This window comes from Vibrio sp. D401a (assembly GCF_030248515.1).
GTDB lineage: Bacteria > Pseudomonadota > Gammaproteobacteria > Enterobacterales > Vibrionaceae > Vibrio > Vibrio rotiferianus.
Window position 1 is genome coordinate 43,387 of sequence record NZ_JAHGAI010000046.1, and the last position, 19,738, is coordinate 63,124.

The 19,738-nt window shown below is 45.9% G+C and carries 17 protein-coding genes; 13 read left to right on the plus strand and 4 right to left on the minus strand.

Annotation, left to right across the window (positions count from 1 at the left end; translation table 11 throughout):
* The first annotated feature begins 400 nt into the window (after positions 1-400).
* The 10 genes from KIV41_RS19575 (at position 401) to KIV41_RS19620 (ending at position 11,912) form a co-directional block, all read left to right on the plus strand.
* Positions 401-1,507, plus strand: a complete 1,107-nt coding sequence (locus tag KIV41_RS19575) for a putative 2-aminoethylphosphonate ABC transporter ATP-binding protein (RefSeq protein ID WP_005535044.1) — start codon at positions 401-403, stop codon at positions 1,505-1,507.
* Positions 1,508-1,515: 8 nt separating this feature from the next.
* Positions 1,516-3,240, plus strand: coding sequence for a putative 2-aminoethylphosphonate ABC transporter permease subunit (locus KIV41_RS19580; protein ID WP_285337528.1), 1,725 nt, complete (start codon positions 1,516-1,518; stop codon positions 3,238-3,240).
* A 9-nt stretch (positions 3,241-3,249) separates the two neighbouring features.
* Positions 3,250-3,954, plus strand: coding sequence for a phosphonate utilization transcriptional regulator PhnR (gene phnR / locus KIV41_RS19585; protein WP_005442366.1), 705 nt, complete (start codon positions 3,250-3,252; stop codon positions 3,952-3,954).
* 66 nt (positions 3,955-4,020) lie between these two features.
* On the plus strand, positions 4,021-4,926 hold the full coding sequence (locus tag KIV41_RS19590) for an EamA family transporter (protein WP_285337529.1): 906 nt from the start codon (positions 4,021-4,023) through the stop codon (positions 4,924-4,926).
* A gap of 191 nt (positions 4,927-5,117) precedes the next feature.
* Positions 5,118-5,477 (plus strand): DUF3316 domain-containing protein, encoded by a 360-nt coding sequence (locus KIV41_RS19595; RefSeq protein WP_005442378.1) that lies wholly within the window; start codon positions 5,118-5,120, stop codon positions 5,475-5,477.
* A gap of 259 nt (positions 5,478-5,736) precedes the next feature.
* Positions 5,737-7,137: an FAD-dependent oxidoreductase gene (locus KIV41_RS19600; protein ID WP_285337530.1), complete on the plus strand. Its 1,401-nt coding sequence runs from the start codon at positions 5,737-5,739 to the stop codon at positions 7,135-7,137.
* A gap of 113 nt (positions 7,138-7,250) precedes the next feature.
* Positions 7,251-8,375, plus strand: a complete 1,125-nt coding sequence (locus KIV41_RS19605; protein WP_285337531.1) for a M14-type cytosolic carboxypeptidase — start codon at positions 7,251-7,253, stop codon at positions 8,373-8,375.
* A gap of 617 nt (positions 8,376-8,992) precedes the next feature.
* On the plus strand, positions 8,993-9,970 hold the full coding sequence (locus KIV41_RS19610) for an outer membrane beta-barrel protein (protein ID WP_285337532.1): 978 nt from the start codon (positions 8,993-8,995) through the stop codon (positions 9,968-9,970).
* Positions 9,971-10,090: 120 nt separating this feature from the next.
* Positions 10,091-10,972 carry a LysR substrate-binding domain-containing protein gene (locus tag KIV41_RS19615; protein WP_285337533.1) on the plus strand — a complete coding sequence of 294 codons (882 nt, stop codon included), beginning with the start codon at positions 10,091-10,093 and terminating at the stop codon, positions 10,970-10,972.
* Positions 10,973-11,126: 154 nt separating this feature from the next.
* Positions 11,127-11,912, plus strand: a complete 786-nt coding sequence (locus KIV41_RS19620) for a phosphotransferase enzyme family protein (protein ID WP_171357466.1) — start codon at positions 11,127-11,129, stop codon at positions 11,910-11,912.
* On the opposite strand, the gene KIV41_RS19625 is transcribed toward KIV41_RS19620, so the two are convergent.
* Entirely contained in the window at positions 11,909-12,799 is an 891-nt protein-coding gene (locus KIV41_RS19625) for a LysR family transcriptional regulator (protein ID WP_285337534.1), read from the minus strand. The genes KIV41_RS19620 and KIV41_RS19625 overlap by 4 nt on opposite strands.
* A gap of 209 nt (positions 12,800-13,008) precedes the next feature.
* Here KIV41_RS19625 and KIV41_RS19630 point away from each other — a divergent pair, with 209 nt between their 5' ends.
* Both KIV41_RS19630 and KIV41_RS19635 read left to right on the plus strand, forming a co-directional pair.
* Positions 13,009-13,248, plus strand: a complete 240-nt coding sequence (locus tag KIV41_RS19630; RefSeq protein WP_009705043.1) for a hypothetical protein — start codon at positions 13,009-13,011, stop codon at positions 13,246-13,248.
* Between the two features lie 225 nt (positions 13,249-13,473).
* Positions 13,474-14,745, plus strand: a complete 1,272-nt coding sequence (locus KIV41_RS19635; protein ID WP_285337535.1) for an Nramp family divalent metal transporter — start codon at positions 13,474-13,476, stop codon at positions 14,743-14,745.
* A gap of 78 nt (positions 14,746-14,823) precedes the next feature.
* On the opposite strand, the gene KIV41_RS19640 is transcribed toward KIV41_RS19635, so the two are convergent.
* Both KIV41_RS19640 and KIV41_RS19645 read right to left on the minus strand, forming a co-directional pair.
* Positions 14,824-16,299, minus strand: a complete 1,476-nt coding sequence (locus tag KIV41_RS19640) for a peptide MFS transporter (protein ID WP_045390889.1) — start codon at positions 16,297-16,299, stop codon at positions 14,824-14,826.
* A 374-nt stretch (positions 16,300-16,673) separates the two neighbouring features.
* Positions 16,674-18,044: an L-serine ammonia-lyase gene (locus KIV41_RS19645; protein ID WP_285337536.1), complete on the minus strand. Its 1,371-nt coding sequence runs from the start codon at positions 18,042-18,044 to the stop codon at positions 16,674-16,676.
* 144 nt (positions 18,045-18,188) lie between these two features.
* Between KIV41_RS19645 and KIV41_RS19650 the strand changes: the two genes are divergently transcribed.
* Positions 18,189-19,025, plus strand: a complete 837-nt coding sequence (locus tag KIV41_RS19650) for a YdcF family protein (protein WP_285337537.1) — start codon at positions 18,189-18,191, stop codon at positions 19,023-19,025.
* A 15-nt stretch (positions 19,026-19,040) separates the two neighbouring features.
* Here the strand turns inward: KIV41_RS19650 and KIV41_RS19655 are convergent, their stop codons facing one another.
* Entirely contained in the window at positions 19,041-19,718 is a 678-nt protein-coding gene (locus KIV41_RS19655; protein WP_010450804.1) for a hypothetical protein, read from the minus strand.
* Positions 19,719-19,738: the final 20 nt, after the last annotated feature.

Genomic DNA, 19,738 nt, shown 5'->3' on the forward strand with positions numbered 1-19,738 from the left:
GTTAAGCAACCCCACCTAACCTCCCCTTGGCTTTAACTTCGTGGGACTACAATAGTCATGCTGGTAAAGGGGAGAGACTGGTTCTGTATTCACGGATAATTTAATTCACAATGCAACATCCAACGCGCTTCAAGTAGATTCGGAATACTCGCCTAGACTCCTTCAGAATTACGTTGGGAAAGAACAGAGCTTACCGCAGAAAAGAACAGCTCTCCTCCTTGATAACAACATTCAAATGCGTGGCAAAGCATATCGAGAAAAGGGGGAGTTGGAGGGGGTTGCAAGCGTAGAAACAAACCTCATCACCCTTCATCTATTTGTCATCTTCTGGCTATAAATTTGTCATTGGAACGTAACACTCCAAAACTAAGGTTGGTATATACCATTTGGAGCGTGTGTTATGTCAACTAACCAACATTACCTAAATATCGAAAATGTAGTGAAGCAATTCGGACAGTTCACTGCATTAAAGAAAATCTCGCTAGCGATTGAAAAGGGCGAGTTCGTTTGTTTTCTTGGTCCTTCTGGCTGCGGTAAAACCACTCTGCTACGTGCCATTGCAGGTTTAGACTTGCCAACGTCTGGTGCGATTTTTCAAAACGGTCAAGAGACCACATTCTTGCCACCAGAAAAGCGCGATTTCGGCATCGTATTCCAATCTTACGCACTGTTTCCGAACCTAACTGTGCAAGAGAACATTGCGGTGGGTTTGAAAAACCAAGGTATGTCGACCAAAGAAGCGTTAGAGAAGGTGGATTACTGGCTAGAAACCATTGGTCTTCCAACCTCTGGCGAGAAATTCCCTAACCAACTTTCTGGTGGTCAGCAGCAGCGTGTTGCTTTGGCTCGTGCATTAGCGTTGTCTCCGGGTCTACTGCTACTTGATGAGCCGCTGTCAGCGCTGGATGCAAAAGTACGTGTTCACTTACGTGATGAGATTTGTAAGCTGCAACGTAAACTGGGCATCACCACCATCATGGTTACGCACGATCAGGATGAAGCGTTATCGATGGCGGATCGGATCGTGGTAATGAACCATGGTGTGATTGAGCAAGTTGGCACACCTCAAGAAATCTACCAACAACCAGCAACGCGCTTTGTTGCTGAATTTGTCGGCAGCATGAACTTTATTGAAACCTCAGTCGCAACGGACTCCCAAGTACGGATTGCCGAAACCCTGATGTCAGCGCCAAGCTTGACCAATCGTAAGATTCAACGTGGTGACCGCTTCGACCTTGCGGTGCGCCCTGAAAGCATCAAGTTCGTTGAAAACTACACCAACTCTTTACCTGTGCGAGTTACCGCAACCGAGTTTCTGGGGGCGTTTTTCCGCATTGATTGCGTATTGCAAAACGACAGCTCAACGAAAACCATCGTCGTGGATGTTCCTGTGGAAACGGTTCAAAAACTCAATATCAAGGCGGGCGATGTACGTTACATCCAGTTTGCTGAAGAAGGGCTGCATGGTTACGCCGTGCCCTCGGTTGATAAAGCACTAGCGGCGTAGGTGTAAACATGGATGCGAAGACAATGACGATGAATAGCCTGACTACACAAGACAAAACAAAATCCTTACTCGGACGTGTTAGCCGCGATAACCTTGTGTTGTTCGGTTTGCTCGCTGGTTTGTCGACCATGATGGTGCTGTTCATCTCAATGCCGCTTTGGGCAATGTTGACCAAGAGTGTGCAAAATGCCAATGGCGAATTTGTCGGTCTGGCAAACTTTGCGACGTACTTTTCTTCTTCAAGCTTGTGGGTGTCGGTGGGAAACACCTTCACTTTGGGCGTGATTGTGACCTCGGTAGTGGGTGTGCTTGCGTTCGGTTATGCCTACGCGCTGACTCGTTCATGCATGCCGTTTAAAGGTTTGTTTCAAATCCTAGGTACTGCGCCGATCCTTGCGCCTTCGTTGCTACCAGCGATCAGTTTGATCTTCCTTTTCGGGAATCAAGGCATTGCTAAAGAGATGCTGTTAGGAAACTCGATTTACGGCGTGATTGGTATCTCGATGGGTTTGATCTTCTGGACCTTTCCTCATGCATTGATGATCTTAACCACTTCGCTGCGCACTTCTGATGCTCGCTTGTATGAAGCAGCCCGCGCACTGAAAACTTCACCCATCAAAACCTTCTTTATGGTGACGTTACCTGCGGCGAAATACGGTTTGATCAGTACGCTTATCGTGGTCTTTACGCTGGTTATCACGGACTTTGGTGTGCCGAAAGTGATTGGTGGAAGCTACAACGTTCTGGCGACTGATATCTTCAAGCAAGTTGTGGGACAACAAAACTTTGCCATGGGGGCGGTGACCAGCATTATGCTTCTATTCCCTGCGGTAATGGCGTTCGGCGCAGACCGCTGGGTTCAGAAAAAGCAAAAGAGCTTATTCGACACACGTTCAGTGCCTTATCAGCCTGAACCCAACAAAGCGCGCGACAGCATTTGTTTGGTTTACTGCAGCATCATTTCTATCGCAGTGTTGGCAGTGCTAGGCATGGCAGTGTATGGCTCGTTAGTTACGTTCTGGCCTTGGAACAAAGCTCTAACGTTAAACAACTACAACTTTGCCGAAATGAGCACTTACGGTTGGAGCCCATTCTTCAACTCACTAACACTGGCTGGTTGGACGGCAGTGATCGGTACAGCCATCATCTTTGTCGGTGCTTACTGCATTGAGAAAGGGCGTGCGTTTGGTCCAATTCGTCAGGTGATGCAAATGCTCAGCGTGGTGCCAATGGCGGTTCCTGGTATGGTGCTTGGCTTGGGTTACATCTTTTACTTCAATGACGCGAACAATCCTCTGAATGTGCTTTATGGCACCATGGCATTCTTGGTGATTAACACGGTAGTGCATTACTACACCGTGGGTCACATGACAGCCCTGACAGCGCTAAAGCAGTTGCCATCGGAGATTGAAGCCACGGCGGCATCGGTGAAGCTTCCTCAATACAAGTTGTTCTTTAAAGTGACATTACCTGTGTGTTTACCGGCGATTTTGGACATTGCGACTTATTTGTTTGTTAATGCATTGACCACCACTTCTGCGGTAGTATTCCTTTACTCAACCGATACGATTCCGGCTTCGGTCTCGATTCTGAATATGGACGATGCAGGTCAAACTGGCGCTGCAGCAGCGATGGCTGTGATGATCATGATGGCTGCCGCAATTGCGAAGATTGTTCAGATGACTTTGGGTAAATTGTTAGAGAATCGCACACAAGCTTGGCGCAAAAGATAAGGACACTTCGTGCAATACGTAAAAATTAAAGATTCGATTGTTGAACAGATTGAAGCGGGCATGCTATCGCCGCGTCAAAAACTGCCAGCAGAGCGTAAGTTGGCGGAGTCGTTCGATACTACACGCGTCACTCTGCGTGAAGCTTTATCACTGCTGGAAGCAGAAGGTCGAATCTATCGCGAAGATCGCCGAGGTTGGTTTATCTCACCCGAGCCATTGCGTTACGACCCAACCCAAACTCTGAACTTCCCGAACATGGCGAAAGCGCAAAATCGCGTGCCAAAAACGGAGTTGGTCGCAGCAAAAGGAACGTTGGCAAACAAACAAGCGGCACGCTTGCTGGACTTGCAACCTTTCTCGGACGTGTATCGAGTCGACCGTGTGCGATACCTTGAAGATAGACCTGTAGTATTCGTAACAAACTATATTCGCCCAGAGCTGTTTCCGAATCTGCTGGACTATGATTTGTCAAACTCACTGACGGATATTTACCGCGATCATTATGGCGTGACGTATCAAAAGATTCGCTACCGCATTTCAACCAGCACTTTGTTGGGTGAAATGGCTCAGGCACTGCGTGCGACAGCCGGTACGCCAGCGATGGTAGTGGAGCGCATCAACTACAACCAGCACGGTGAATTGATTGATTGCGATATCGAGTATTGGCGACACGATGCCATCAGCATTGAATCTCTGGCGGAACTCAATCGCTAAGTGGATTTTCCCATCATCTAAGGCTCCATCTCGGGGCCTTTATTTTATTCAGACAGGAACATTGAAATGGATTTGTTGGCGATTGGTCTCGTCGTTTTCTCTGCTGTTCTTCATGCGGGCTGGAATATCCTTGGCAAAAGCAACTCTGGGTCAGGGCTCGCGTTTACCATGGCCGCCAGCTTTTCTGCATGTTTCATTCTTACCCCTTATTTGATTTGGTATTTGGCAACCATTGGCTGGACATCATTGCCGAGTGAGTTTTGGGGATTGCTGTTCATTAGCGGCATTTCACAAATGGTTTATCTGGTTGGTTTGATTGTCGCTTATAAGCACGCTGATGTGGGGGTGGTTTATCCGATTGCTCGGGCACTGCCTGTGATGATGGTCGGCGCAATCAGTGTTGCATTGGGACATGAATTATCCAGTCAGCAGTGGTTTGGATTCTTACTAATTACTCTTGGTTGTATGCTGGTACCACTGACAAATTTTCGTCAAATGACGTTGAGCTCTTATTTGAACGTTGGTGTGTTCTGGGCATTGATTGCCGCAATAGGCACAACGGGTTACTCGGTGGTCGACAAAGAAGCGCTGAGTTTACTCACAGGACAAGCATCAGAGATCTTGAATGATCAGTACAGTGCAATCTTCTACTTGGGTGTGCAGTTTTGGGCAATTGGTATTCCTGCACTTGTGTGGTGCTTAGTTACGGGCAAGCCAGATGAGATTAAGACAGCGTGGCAGATCCGCAAAACAGCCAGCATGTCAGGGGTAATGATGGCATCCACCTACGGCTTGGTGCTGTTTGCGATGACCATGACAGACAACGTCAGCTTGGTCGTGGCGCTAAGGCAAATCAGCATTGTGTTTGGATTGTTTATGGGGATTTGGTTTCTGTCTGAGAAATGGTATCTCACCCGAGGGCTTGGCGTTACTTCGATCGTGGCGGGGATTTTTGGGGCATTAATATACTAAGATTAGGTAACTATAAGTAAGTAAATGACTAGTAGCGTAACTATGTAGCCACATGCTCTTTGGTGATATTTAGTATTTCGAACTTTTTCCCTATTTTGAAATTAAAATATAATCTCATCGGTCTCTATACGTACCCTACATTAATCGAGTATTTGGAACTCGATATTTAAAAGGTAAGTAAGGAGCACATTATGAAACGTTTAATCACTCTAGCAAGTCTTATCGCATTAACCGCTACTCCAATCGCTGCTATTGCTGGTGGTTACCAATGGACTAATAACAGCAGAACCATTCATGGTAATGTTGTAGATAGTAAACAAGCCGCTTACGACATGGGCTTTGAAATGATTAAGAACTATCAAAGCAAGTCGTCAGCGCAGCTAAGAGACGAGTTCAAAAGCTCATTTGATATCGTAGACCGCCAGTCTTTCTCTATTACTAATGCGAAAGTAACAGTAGATGAATTCTTGCAAGATAACGGTCAAATCGCATACCAACCAATATTGAATGTGAAATACGAATACCGCATGCGTGAACCTGGTAATCGTTAGTTAATTTATTCGCTAGCATTTATAACTCTATTGCCTGTTTAATCCTTGTTGTATATTCGTTCTATTATTTTTGGGGAGCATTTGCTCCCCTTTTTTATTAAGAAATGTATATTCTTGGTGAATGTGTTTCTTGAATATAATATCTCATAAATATTTTCTAACGCTCAGCGTAAGTTTTTCTAGCTCGTTGAATATTCGGTAGGTTTGTAAAGTGGTGACAAAGCACGGTTGTGTGCGTCACTTTTACAAAGGATATCGAATGACTCACCCTTCATATTGGTTTAAGCAAGCGCTTGAAATTGAGCAGCCAGAAACCGCTAAACCACTTCAACAAAATATCCAAGCAGATGTCGCTATTGTCGGCGGTGGTTACACCGGTCTTTGGACTGCGATCATGATCAAGCAGCAATCGCCGGAAAAACAGGTAGTCGTGATTGAAAAAGGCTTGTGCGGCAGTGGTGCATCAGGCGCAAACGGCGGCTGTATGCTGACTTGGTCTACAAAATTTCCGACCTTGAAGCGCTTATTCGGTGAAGAACATGCCGCTTGGTTGGTAAAAGAGTCGGAACAAGCCGTGCTAGAGATTGACGACTTTTGTCAGCAGCACCACATCGATGCGCAATTATCATTGAAAGGGGTTTATTACACGGCAACCAACCACGCTCAAACTGGGGGAATGCAGCCAGTTGTGGACGAGTTAAAGCGTTTGGAAGTGAACAGTTGGCGCCATTGCCAAACTGAGGAGCTGCGTGCCAATGCGGGGTCGCCGCGTAATATAGAAGGCTATCATTCTCCAGTTGCTGCCAGCGTTCAGCCTGCTTTATTGGCGAGAGGATTAAGACGCGTCGCAATGGAGTTGGGTGTTGAGATCTATGAGAATACGCCGATGACGCGTTTAGATTATGGAAAACCTGCCACTGTCTGTACACCTACAGGAAATGTTCAAGCGCAGCAGGTTGTGTTGGCATTAAACGCATGGATGGTGGAGCAGTTTAAGCAATTCAAAAGCAGTATTGTGGTGGTCTCTTCCGACATGGTGATCACCAAACCGCTTGGTGACGCGCTGACTCAATCTGGTTGGCAGGCCGGTTCTAGCGTGTTGGATTCACGTATCTTCGTCCACTATTACCGAGATACGCCAGATGGGCGTTTGATGTTGGGGAAAGGCGGCAATCAGTTCTCTTTCAACAACCAAGTCAACGCGATGTTCAACAAGCCGACACGCTATCAAGAGCTACTGCGTAAGTCGTTCGATAAGTTGTTCCCGCGTTTGAAAGGGGCTGAGTTCGCTTATTCATGGACGGGCGGTTCAGATCGCTCCGCAACTGGTTTTCCATTCTTCGGTGAGTTAGATAACCAAAGCAATATCTTTTATGGCTTTGGTTATTCGGGTAATGGGGTAGCGCAGACTCGAATGGGCGGAAAGATCTTATCTTCATTGGTATTGGGAATCGAGAATGAATGGACGAAAAGCGGTTTAGCCAAAGGGCCGTTGGGGCATTTCCCGCCAGAGCCGTTCAGATGGACGGGAGCGATGATGGTACGCAACGCAGTACGTCGAAAAGAGGAAGCAGAAGATAACGAGCAGAAGCCATTCATCTGGGATAAGTGGCTAGCGAAACTCGCGGGACCAGCAGGCAAAGCGGATAAGCTCGACTAAACTGAATATTTTGATCGCAAACGAATAGGGAAGAAGTGAAAGTGTTAGAGGCACCTCTTCCCTTTGTGTTAGCCTCAGTCTTTCAAGCTCAGATGCAAAAGGTGAGTAATAAAATGAAAGTATTCAGCAACTTTGACAGCGGCAGCATTCACGTAGTGAAAGCGGACCATAAAAACGACATCCAACTCAAAATTCCTAACGACAACATGTCGGAATTCTACCAGTGGTTCCACTTCCGTCTAGAGACAGAAGCCGAGCAATCACACACCATCAAACTTCTTGATCTTGCGAAATCGGCTTACCCAGAAGGTTGGCAAGGTTACGACGTGGCTGCGTCTTACGATCGTGAAGAGTGGTTCCGAGTACCGGCAGAGTTCGATGGCGACACGCTGACTTTCACTGTTATCCCTGAGCGCAGCTCAATTTACTTCGCGTACTTTGCACCTTACACGTACGACCGTCACCTAGACCTGTTACACATGGCACAAAGCGCGCACCACTGCCAACTAGAGACGCTTGGTCATACGCTAGATGGCAATGACATGAGCTTGCTTACTTTCGGTGAGCCAGAAGAAGGCAAAAAGAAAATCTGGATGATTGCACGTCAGCATCCAGGTGAGACGATGGCAGAATGGTTCATGGAAGGCATGATCCAACGTCTGCTTGATGAGAACGATACGGTTGCGCGTGCATTGCTTGAAAAAGCAGTACTTTATGTTGTACCAAACATGAACCCAGACGGCGGTGTGCGTGGCCACCTACGTACCAACGCGGTTGGCGTAAACCTAAACCGTGAGTGGCAAACGCCATCAATGGAAAAGAGTCCAGAAGTCTTCTTGGTTCGTGAGCGCATGCTAGAAACTGGCGTGGATATGTTCCTAGATATTCATGGTGATGAAGCTATCCCGTACAACTTTGTGGCGGGCTCTGAAGGTATTCCTTCTTATGGCGAAGGCATGGCTGAGTTGGAAAACGCGTTTAAACAAGCACTTCTGACGATTACACCAGAGTTCCAAGACGAGATCGGTTACGACAAAGATGAACCGGGTAAAGCGAACCTAACCGTTGGCTCTAACTGGGTGGCAGAGCAATTCAAGTGTTTGTCTTACACGATTGAGATGCCATTCAAAGACAATAACAACCATCCAGACCCTCTATACGGTTGGTCTCCTGAGCGTAGTGTCTTGTTTGGACAGGATGTTTTGGCTGCAACATTGGCGGTCTCTGACAAAATTTAACGCAATCCGTTCACAGCCCGTACTTTACGGGCTGTCTTTTCTGCCACTATTCTTTCCATGTTCTCTATTGACGAACTACTTTCTAAGCGCTTTAAACAAAAAAGCTGCAATTTCTGATGGTTATGTGAGTTTTGATAAGTTGGGCTTATCGTGTCGATAAAAAATCTAATTTAATTTAGCGATGCTTATTCTGTTAAAGTCCATTACGAGATTTTCGTCACAAAAATTATAACTTCTCATAGGGATAACAGCCTTGGTGTAAGGTTGAAAGTAGGCACAGCCAGTTAAATTAGTTTTAAGTTTGCTATGTCAATACAAGATAGAATCCGGATGATTTTTCTCGCGGAATCTTGTACCTACAGAGGTTTACTCATCGTTATCTATCACCCCAATCGTTCAGGTTTAAACGCTTGAGATAAGACGTGGCAGATAGGTGTATCAAAATTCCAACCAGCGCTCCTAATGGAAACATACCAGTTAGAGCGTCGTGCGATGATGCGTTAATAGAGGTTGTTGGCGTAGTTTTAATTACTAAAAACAGTGCAGGTTCTGACTTTCTTGATGGCAGCGTATGCTGCGGAAAGTAATCGGGTCACCTTCGCATAAAGGAAAAAATAATGAAAAAGATTGCTCTTGCAGTGGCTACCGTTCTTGCTGGTGGCGCAATGTCAAATGTTGCTCTTGCTGATACATACATCGGCGGTAAACTTGGTTACAACGCTCTAAACGACGCATGTCACCTAGACGCTCCATGCGATGACGACAGCTTCGCTGCTGGTATGCACATTGGTTACAACTTCAACGAATACGTTGCAGCTGAATACGGTGTTGATTACCTAGGTAACTTCACAGCTAACTTCAACAAAGCTGGCAAAAACACAGTTGACGGTGACCTATGGGCGCTAACTCTAGCTCCTAAGTTCAACCTTCCTCTAACTGATTCTTGGAACCTATTTGCTAAAGTAGGTGCAGCATACATGATAGCTGGCGACGAGAAAGATTTCGTACCAACTGGCTCTCTAGGTGCTGAATACCAAATCAACTACAACTGGAGCCTACGCGCTGAGTACCAACGTTACCAAGATATGTCTGATGACATTATCAACGATATGGATGCAGACTTCTTCGGTATTGGCTTCAACTACAAGTTTGGTTCTGAGCCAGTTGCTCAAGAAGAAGTTGCTAAAGAAGTAGTTGAAACTCGTCCAGCGACTCGCATCGTTGAGAACGAATACCCAGCTCAAACAGCAACAGTACAATTCGGCCTAGAAAGCGCTGAACTACAAGACGCTTCTGCGTTCAACGGTACTGTAGAGCTAATGAACACTTACCCACAAGCTCAAGTTGAAATCTCTGGCTACAGTGATACAACGGGTTCTGAAGCTTACAACCAACAGCTAACTGAGAAGCGTGCACAAGCAGTTGCTGATCACTTCCAAGCTGAAGGTATCGCTGCAGACCGTATGACTGTTAAAGGTATGGGCGAAGCTAACTCAGTAGCTAGCAACGAAACTCGCGAAGGTCGTGAGGAGAACCGTCGTGTAGAAGTTGTTGTTCCTGCGTTCCAATACCAAACTGAAGAAGCTGCTCAATAATTCATTATTGAATCAGTAACTTTAAAAGCCAGCGTCTGACGCTGGCTTTTTTGTTTCCCCTTCATTTATCTGTCACAGCTCCGTCATAGTATTTTCTTATTTTTTCGTCTGGAGCCTGATATGCAAAACCTACCGCCACTCAAATCTCTCAAAGCGTTTGAAGCAACCGCTCGATTGCAAAGCTTTACCAAGGCGGCAGAAGAGCTCAATGTCACCCGTGCGGCGGTCAGTCAGCAGGTTAAATCTCTCGAAGTGTACTTAGACGCCACCTTGTTTGAACGCAATGGTGCTCAGCTCAATCTCACTCAAGCTGCTCATAATTATTTACCTGTGGTAAGTCACGTCTTTCAGAGTCTTTCTGCTGCAACCCAACATCTTTTCTCCCGACAAAAGCAGGCGCAGTTAACGTTACACGTGGCACACAGCTTTTGCTCTCAATGGCTAATGCCACGACTGGCGGATTTTCATCGCCAACATCCTAAAGTGAGTTTTAAAGTCTCTACCACGGCCAACGCAATGCCGAGCAACAGTGATATCGCTGATGTGGAGATCATTAACGGTTATGGCGATTGGCAGTCACAGCAAGCCATTCAACTGACACAAGAAAATTGGATTGTAGTGGCAAGCCCTGGCTTTTTGCATCTTAATCCCATTTCTCACTTATCTGATCTTGCTCGCTTGCCTAAGTTAGCTACGGGAGGCTACCAAGAAACGTGGCAGGGTTGGTTAGCGTATCAAGGTGTTGAATGTAAAGGGGTGAAGCTCACAGGAGAGTTTGAGCACTCTCTGTTAGCGATTGAAGCTGCAGTGAATCAACTGGGCATTTTGCTTGTAAGAGACTTATTGGTCGAGGATCATCTTCAGCAAGGCTCGTTGGTGCAAATTGGAGATTGGTCGATGCCAAGCCGAGGTGCGCATCACATGATTGTTCGTGGTGAAGAAAGGCCGCAAGTGAAGGCATTTATCGAGTGGTTAAGGCAAAGTCTACACGCACAATCTTAGGGCTCAATCACAATACAAGCAATGATTGCTGACAATCTAACAATCTGAAACATTTTCAAACTCTTATATTAAAATTTGAGTGCTAATATGATGGGAGTACGTTTCATGTCGTCATCACTCACAGAGCGCACGCTCTGAGCATCAAGGAGCTGTAATGGAAGCGTTAGAAGGTGGCAGAGAGAATGCCATTTATCGTAAGGGAGAGCTCGTTAGCCGGCCTGCCAGTCATTGGACGATGACGGTTCATCAACTACTTCAACATCTCCACAGCCACGGCTTTGCTGCTTGCCCAAAAGCCGTCTCCATCGAGGGAGGAAAAGAGCTGCTGACTTTCGTTGAAGGCGAGACTTACAACTACCCGTTAGAAGAGCCAATTAGCTCGTTAATGGCGCTGAAATCCGCCGCTAAACTACTACGTCGTTTTCATGATGCCTCTGAAAGTTTCCTTAAGCTTAATACACAAGATGTCCATCACTGGATGCTGCCTTCACGCTCTCCAAAAGAGGTGATTTGCCATGGTGATTTTATGCCTTATAACGTCGCGTTAGAGGGCGATGTTGTGGTGGGAGTATTCGATTTTGATACGGCTCATCCAGCTCCTCGCATCTGGGATATTGCGATGTCTGTTTATGGCTGGGCACCATTTAAGACCGATGAAAATGACAAAATGGGTACGCTTGAGGAGCAAATTCGCAGAGCCAAGATTTTCTGTGATGCTTATGGTTGTACTCGATTAGAGCGTGAAGAGTTGGTCGAGGTAATGACGTTGCGTTTGACGGCGTTGGTAGACCACATGCGGTCAATGGCTGCGAAGGGCGATGCTCAGTTCCAAGCCAATATGGAGGACTGTCACCACACCGCTTACTTGCAAGATATTGAGTACATTAATAAGCATCACCAAGCTATTACGCTCGGGGTACTCGGTGAAATCAAATTTTAATCTGGCTTTGAATGCTGCTTAATGATGGATTGAATCACATCAAACAACCATTGATTTTGTGGGTCATGCTGCTGAGAACGTCGGCAGCTCATCACAAAGCTCACGCCAAGTTCCAGCCCGTTTGGTAGCTCGATACTGCGACATGATTCAGGAACGTTACCACTCATGGTAATACCGAAATGGTCGGTGTTCATGATAATGCTGTGAATCATCGCAGGGTGCTCAATCTCAACTTTGGGCTCAACGTGAAAACCGATGTTTCTCAATCGATCCAAAAGCGGGTATTTGTGATCGTTCCACCCCGGTGTTTTGAACAGAACAAACGTGTAATCGCTCAAAGATTGAAAATCTTGTGCAGGGTGATCTTCTTTAACAAAGAAGACGGCTTTCCCTCGACCCAGTTCTTTTTGAGCGATGGATTGAGGCAGGTCTTCATCAAAGTAGTGAATAGCAATGGCATTCTCACCTTCAATGATGCGATTGAGCGCATCCGCCCCCCATCTTAAAAAGGCATAGCTGGCGTGCGGTGCTTGCTTGAGTAGTTCGAGATAAAGCTTGTCACCGAATCGATCCCAAAACAGTGTGTTGGCATAGATGGCGACTTCTCCCGTAAATAAATCTGGTGAGAACTGCTGTGGCTTAATGGCGTCTACACTGGCGAGGATCTGTTCAAAGTGAGGCATGTTGGCTTCAACAAACGAGGTCGGCTCAAAGCCATTTTTGGTTTGAATGAACAAAGGATCGTCCAGTTGCGCTTTCATCTTGGTTAAGTTCTTACTGATGGCACCTGAGGTTTTCCCCATCGACTCTGCCACTAAACGAACGTTACGCAGTTCATACATGCGTTTTAATACCAAGACGTTTTGCATATCTAGATTCATTGTCATTCTTTTACTCCAGCCAACGTTGCCACGGCATCATAACTCCGCCTCTTATAAAAAAAGACAGGGGATGGTCAATTCTAAGTTTATGGCAGAAAAGCATTTTTTGACCGAGGATTTCCATTTGGTAAATTCGGGTTTTCCTCGTGCTACTTTGGAACTGTTGCTACAGTTTCTTCATCGAAACGATGTACCACAAATAATCGAGGTGACGTATGAAAAAACTAATCGCACTAGTAGGCTTAATGGCTTGTTCTATGAATGTAGCATTCGCTGGCGATGGCTCATACACGGGTACCATTGATATGGCAACTAGCCAAACAAACCAAGTTAATGTGGAGCGCGCGGATTCTAACCTGACTCTTAAAGGTCGTAATGACGCTACTTACGGTGGCGTGATGATTCAAACAGACGCTTCCAACCAACCGATTCAATTGCGCGGCCGTCGCGACTAAGTAATCGAAACCATCCCCCCGCTTTCAATGCCGCGTCCAACGCGGCATTGTTGTTTTTGGTCGATGGCAAGCCAAATTCAACAGAAATCTTTGATAGCTTTTGTTTATCGATAGTTAAAAATTAATTGTTGAAATCTTAATTACCGTTTTTGCGCACCTAAATGATATTGATTCTCATTTGGGTGGGCGTATGATTCTTCTCATCGACTAGAGAGGAATATCGTCATGAGCAATGCATCGATAAATAGTGCATCCATACATTTAGATGCCGCCACAACATCAAAAGTTTCGGCATTCAATAAAATCAAACGCAAAATGCTGATGTTAGGCCCGGTGTTCATTGCGGCGATTGGTTACATCGACCCAGGCAACTTTGCGACAAATATTGAATCAGGATCTTCATTTGGTTACCAGCTACTTTGGGTAGTGCTATGGGCAAACCTAATGGCGATGTTGATTCAGTATTTATCCGCCAAGCTAGGTATCGTCACAGGCAAAAACCTAGCAGAGCATCTACGTGACCACTTACCGAATAAATGGGCGGTGGGCTTCTACTGGATCCAAGCTGAAATCATCGCGATAGCGACAGACCTTGCCGAGTTTATCGGTGCAGCAGTCGGCTTTCAGTTGGTGTTTGGAATTAGCTTAATGGAAGGTGCGATGATCACTGCGGTAGCAACCGTGATGATTTTGATGCTTAACCAGAAAGGTCAAAAACCGCTAGAAGTCGTGATTGGTTCACTTTTGATGTTGGTGGCGGTTATCTACATTGCTGAACTGTTTTTTGCGCATCCTGCGGGCGGTGAAATGGTGAAAGGTCTGCTAACCCCAACCTTTACGGATTCCCATCAAATCTACCTTGCTGCGGGTATTCTAGGCGCGACTGTAATGCCTCACGTGATCTATCTTCATTCTGCTTTGTTCAAAAACAGCTATGGCGAAAGCATTAAAACTCGCCTTCGCACCACTCGCTTTGATGTGTTGATTGCGATGGTGATTGCAGGCTTTGTGAATATCGCGATTGTGGCGATGGCCGCTGCCGTGTTCCATTACTCGGGCAACCAACATGTGGCGGAAATTGAAACGGCATACATGACGCTAACACCACTGGTAGGTAAAGCCGCATCTGTGTTGTTTGGTGTCTCGTTGATTGCTTCAGGCTTGTCTTCTACCGTCGTTGGCACAATGGCAGGTCAGGTGGTGATGCAAGGTTTTGTACGCTTCTCTATTCCAATGTGGGTACGACGCTTTATTACTATGGCACCTTCGTTTGTGGTGATTGGTTTGGGCATGAACACCACCGATATCTTGGTGATGAGCCAAGTGGTATTGAGCTTTGGTATTGCGCTGGCGATTATCCCATTGCTTATCTTTACCAACAGCGAACGCTTGATGGGTGAGTTCAAAAACAACAAATGGGTCTCTTACGCAGGTATGGTTATCGTTACTTTAGTACTGGCACTCAACGGTTATCTGATGGTTACCTTAACCGCTTAATGATTTCTCCCTCCCTTTCTCTGTTGATAAAAAAACGGAAGCCACTTGGCTTCCGTTTTTTGTTTGATGCTGAGAGAATTAGTTTTGCTCAACCACTTCCAATTCAGCTTCACTTTGTTTTGCTACTTCAAGCATCTTACGAATGATGAACGATGCACCAAGTGCGATAGCCACCATTACCACCGCTAGGATAGTCAGCAGTTGGAAGTAGTCACCGTAAACGTGTTGTACGATTTCTTGCGTGATCTCTTGGCCTTTCTCTAGTGCGATAGACGTAGAGAATGCAGCACCTACGATACCACTTAGCGCGATTGCTACAGAGAACAAGCTTACTGAGAAGTTTTCGATGTGCTTAGGTGCCACAGATAGAATGAACGCAACAACCATTGAACCAACGATAACTTCAGCAATTGCTTGGAAGAAGTGAATCGCAAGGAAGATTTCAGGCATGATGATGACGTCTTCGCCAACAGTTGTTACTGCGAACGTAAGGATGCCGAATGCGATAGCGGTTAGCACGAATGCCAATGCAATCTTAGTCGCTGTTGATAGGTGAATGTCGCGTTTTTCTAGCATGCCAAAGAAGCCAGCAACGATAGGGCCACCAACCATACACCATAGTGGGTTCATTGCCATTGCTGCTTCAGGCTCTAGAGGGATGAAGCCAAATAGAGAACCTTTCAGAGTGTTGATCGCTACCATGTTCATTGAAGTCATCATTTGACCGTAATAAACGAAGAAACACGTGGTAAGGAAAGTCACGATCAGGATGGTACCCATCTTCAATGATTCCGCTTTGCTTGCTTTCAACATCAAAGAAACAAAGTAAAGAATCGCTGCACCGCCGATGGCGTAAACGATGTTTTGACCGATATCCATGTTAGAGAACATGAAGAATACCAGTGCAATCATCGCCGCTGAGATGATCGCGAAGAAAATCCAGTTCTTCATGCTTACGCTTTGACGATCTAGATCAGAAGCCACGCCAACCAAGCCTTTGCGGAACACAATTAGCATCACCAATGCGGCGCCAGCCATCACTGCAGAAATAGTGAAACCACCATTAAAGCCGATGATCAGCACAATCATAGGGAACAAGTATTGGCCTAGGAAGGCACCAATGTTGTTCACTGAGTAGTTGATTGGGTAGCCTTTCTCGAAGTCTTCTTGAGACTTGAAGGTACGCTTGTACAAGCTAGGGTAGGAAGGTGACATCAAACCACGGCCGTAGCTTGCTAGTGCGATACCACACATAGAGAGTGGTACGTTGGTAGCCGAAGCACCAAGAACAAGCAGCGCGTAACCAGATGCGAATGCTAAGAAGGCAATCGATAGAGAGCGGTAAGCACCTAAAAATTTGTCAGCGATGAACCCGCCAGCAATCGCAAATAGGGGGCCAATCGCCGAAAATGCACCGACGATCATCATGGTATCAGCTTCGTTGTAATTCAGATCCTCTAAGAAGAAACGCGTCAGACTGACTAACACGCCGTAAAATGATAAGCCAAACATCATTTGGCAGAACATCATAGATTTATTTAGTTTATTCCACATAATTAAATACTCACTATTGCGAGAAAGGTAGTTATTATTTCTGTTAAATGTTACTTAAACGCTATGTTACATATTGAAACAATTGTCGCATAAAACGAAATTAATGCACTAAAATTTCTAATGCGAAACGTTTGCCTCGCTAATGTGTTGTTCTAGATCAACTGAAAATTATGTGAATAAATGACTAAAAAATAACAATTTATAAGACTATTATTCTTTTGTGTTTTTTAAGGTTTTGAAAAGTCGCTGAATTAATAAGCAGAATGAAGAGAAGCGAGAGGCAGGCTGATTTTTATACACGGACAAAGGCGTTGGCGGAATTTTGTCCGCCAACAATGAAAAATATTAATTAGCAAAAACTGATATAAAGTATGCTATTCGCATGGTGGAGCCATATGAATCACCGCGAGTCCACCAAGTGATGTCTCACGATATTTCTTATTCATGTCTTTGCCTGTTTGGTACATGGTTTCGATAACTTTATCTAATGAAATAAGGCATTTGCTGGTGCGTTTCAGTGCCATACGTGATGCGTTAATGGCCTTCATCGCGCCCATCGCATTTCGCTCAATACACGGCACCTGAACCAAACCGCCAATTGGGTCACAAGTCATGCCTAGTGAGTGCTCCATAGCGATCTCTGCGGCAATACATATCTGCTCATTGCTGCCTCCGCGCAGTGCGGTTAAGCCTGCTGCTGCCATAGAGGAAGAAACGCCTACTTCGCCCTGACATCCGACTTCTGCACCGGAAATAGAAGCGTTGGTTTTGTACAAGATACCAATCGCCCCAGCCACAGCTAAGAAGTCTTTCAGCTGTTTGTTGTCGAGCTCTTTGATGAAACGATGGTAGTACATGAGTACCGCAGGGATGACGCCAGCTGCGCCGTTGGTTGGTGATGTGACCACCTGACCGCCAGCCGCATTTTCTTCACTTACTGCGAAAGCAAATAGGTTTATCCAATCCATGATCTCCATTGGATCGTTTTCTACTGCTGCGTTAGCTTCAAGCTTTTTGAGCAGGTTTGGTGCTCGGCGCGTGACGTTCAACCCGCCTTCGAGAATACCTTCGGTATCAAAGCCTCGTTGCATACACAGCGACATCACTTTCCAGATCTGTTCGGCTTTTTGATCGATCTCTTCCTGTTCACGGAAGGCACGCTCATTTTGCAGAATCATTCCACCTAGGCTGAATCCGTTTTGCTCCGCTTTTTCTAACATTTCATCGGCGGATTTGAATGGGTAGGGTACCTGTACTTCCGCTTCGGAACTGTCATTTTCCAACTCGGCTGCGGTTGCAATAAAGCCACCACCGATGGAGTAGTAAGTTTCAAACGCCACCTGATCACCAGCAGCATCATGAGCCGTGATGGTCATGCCATTTTCATGAAGAGGGAGGTTATCACTGTGGAAGACAATATCGTGATCATAGCTAAACACGATTTCATGAACACCTGCGACTGAGAGTGTGCCATGTTCAATAGTATGTTGCAGTGCACTCTTGGCGCTGGTCATTTTAATGGTATCGGGCTTATTGCCCATCAAACCAAGGACGGTGGCACGGTCTGTATGGTGGCCTTTGCCAGTCAGCGATAAAGAACCGTAAAGGTCAACTTGCACCTTGTGCACTTTCGCCATAGAGTCGCTAAGTAGTTGAGTGAAATGGTAACCTGCGAGCATTGGGCCATTGGTGTGGGAACTGGATGGACCGACACCGACCTTAAAAATATCGAAAATCGACAGCATAATTGACTTCCTTTCTCTGCGGACCTTTGTTCAGGTCTCTAGAACGACATTGTTAATTAGATGTTAATGCCTGAAAGAGTATTGGCAAAGCAAATTTTTGTATACAAATTGTTCGCTAAAGTATGAGTAATTGAGATCTGGGTAATGAAGTTAAACAAGGTAGTGATCATTCTAGGTAAGCGCTTAGTGCACGATCAGTTAAGTGCTGAAGGTCGCTCACGCGTGGAAGCGCTGTTGAATGTTTTAAACGAATTTTGTTTTGAGACGGCTGCTTTGGTTTTTTGTGGCGGTGTGACTCAAGGACAAACCGTCTCAGAAGCGGATGCGATGTACCGTTATTTTTGCCAGTTAGCCAAGGCTAGGGAAATCGACTTTCCAGAGCTGCAGGTCATCATCGAGAATCGTTCACTCAATACGGTGCAGAACATGCAAAATGCCGCTGCGGAATTATTGATAAGTGGCCTTTGCGAAACTGGGCAAACCATTGAAGTCACATTACTCTCCAATGACTATCACCTAGAGCGCATCATCGAGATTCAAACCTTAATGGATGAACAAGGCTTATTGCGCGTGTTGAAGTCGCGTTGTGCGGACATGGGGGTAAAGCTCAATATTCCACTCGATCTCTCGCATCATGTGAGTGTGCCTTACCCAAATACCGGCGTTTTAGCGGAAGCGTTTTTGTTGTTTGATGAACTCACGACTTACCGCGTGTATCTTGAGGGAGTTAAGCGTGGTGCCTTTGAACGTGATCTCACTGAGGTACGAGCAAAGCCTTTAGCCATTGCTCTTGGAGCGATAGAAAAGCTTCAAGCGCTCGATTTAGAGCCTCAAGTTCGAGGGCAAATTGCAGATATGAAAAAGGCCATCGAAATGACGGCCTTTGATGATTCAGTGGTTGCAGCAGAGCAAGCGTTGGCAGTGTTTCATCCGATATTAACGGCGTTGAACCTGCAACTTGACCCCGAAGCGAATGGCTAGTTAAGCCACTTCAACTTATTGACGTTTAAGTTCGCGACGTGTGCGTACGGCACTTAGCGCGATTAGGCTGTAACACAACAGCTCCATACCTTCTTCTGAGATGTTTTTCACATCGCGTACGTAGTGCTCGCCCATTACGTGTTGCCAGAAGCTGCCCATGCCGTATAGGCGGGAGAACACCAACAACAAGATCACCGAACCGATAAGCAGCTTCATGTAAGGTGATTGTAGAATGGTAGCCATTTCGTTCACGGTGCCTTTACCGCCTTGGTACGCTTTCGCACAAGCCAGTGCAGTTAGTGCAAGAGCAGGGAAGACCCAAGAACCGTGGTGAATCATGTCGAACCAGTAATCCATTTCGCGAATCATCAATACCGCGAAAAAGCCAGAGATAAGGATCGCGGCGTGTGATAAGTGAGCGTCTTGCTTGGAAACATGGTAAAACGACCAAGAAGCACAAGCGAGCATAATTAGCTGTAACGTTTGAGTTATAGAAGCTTCACCGAGCCCAGAGCCCAGTAAAACATAATCTACGCGAATACTCAGGTTCACTAGAATACTAATCGCAATGATGGTCAATGCACTCAACATCGATTTGTAGATAACGCGTTTTGATTCTTCAGTAATTTTTGAGTGTGCGTTTACAATGTTGGATTGTGCCGATTTAGTTTGTTTGACAGTATCTGTTTTCATCCTGGCCACCCGCTCCAATA

Excerpts from the sequence above, each read along its gene's own strand:
- KIV41_RS19640 (WP_045390889.1), bottom strand. The coding sequence starts at position 16,299 with ATGTGGAATAAACTAAATAAATCTATGATGTTCTGCCAAATGATGTTT.
- KIV41_RS19600 (WP_285337530.1), top strand. The coding sequence starts at position 5,737 with ATGACTCACCCTTCATATTGGTTTAAGCAAGCGCTTGAAATTGAGCAG.
- KIV41_RS19645 (WP_285337536.1), bottom strand. The coding sequence starts at position 18,044 with ATGCTGTCGATTTTCGATATTTTTAAGGTCGGTGTCGGTCCATCCAGT.
- KIV41_RS19655 (WP_010450804.1), bottom strand. The coding sequence starts at position 19,718 with ATGAAAACAGATACTGTCAAACAAACTAAATCGGCACAATCCAACATT.
- KIV41_RS19580 (WP_285337528.1), top strand. The coding sequence starts at position 1,516 with ATGGATGCGAAGACAATGACGATGAATAGCCTGACTACACAAGACAAA.
- KIV41_RS19575 (WP_005535044.1), top strand. The coding sequence starts at position 401 with ATGTCAACTAACCAACATTACCTAAATATCGAAAATGTAGTGAAGCAA.
- KIV41_RS19610 (WP_285337532.1), top strand. The coding sequence starts at position 8,993 with ATGAAAAAGATTGCTCTTGCAGTGGCTACCGTTCTTGCTGGTGGCGCA.
- KIV41_RS19625 (WP_285337534.1), bottom strand. The coding sequence starts at position 12,799 with ATGACAATGAATCTAGATATGCAAAACGTCTTGGTATTAAAACGCATG.
- KIV41_RS19620 (WP_171357466.1), top strand. The coding sequence starts at position 11,127 with ATGGAAGCGTTAGAAGGTGGCAGAGAGAATGCCATTTATCGTAAGGGA.
- KIV41_RS19590 (WP_285337529.1), top strand. The coding sequence starts at position 4,021 with ATGGATTTGTTGGCGATTGGTCTCGTCGTTTTCTCTGCTGTTCTTCAT.
- KIV41_RS19615 (WP_285337533.1), top strand. The coding sequence starts at position 10,091 with ATGCAAAACCTACCGCCACTCAAATCTCTCAAAGCGTTTGAAGCAACC.
- KIV41_RS19635 (WP_285337535.1), top strand. The coding sequence starts at position 13,474 with ATGAGCAATGCATCGATAAATAGTGCATCCATACATTTAGATGCCGCC.
- KIV41_RS19630 (WP_009705043.1), top strand. The coding sequence starts at position 13,009 with ATGAAAAAACTAATCGCACTAGTAGGCTTAATGGCTTGTTCTATGAAT.
- KIV41_RS19650 (WP_285337537.1), top strand. The coding sequence starts at position 18,189 with ATGAAGTTAAACAAGGTAGTGATCATTCTAGGTAAGCGCTTAGTGCAC.
- KIV41_RS19595 (WP_005442378.1), top strand. The coding sequence starts at position 5,118 with ATGAAACGTTTAATCACTCTAGCAAGTCTTATCGCATTAACCGCTACT.
- KIV41_RS19605 (WP_285337531.1), top strand. The coding sequence starts at position 7,251 with ATGAAAGTATTCAGCAACTTTGACAGCGGCAGCATTCACGTAGTGAAA.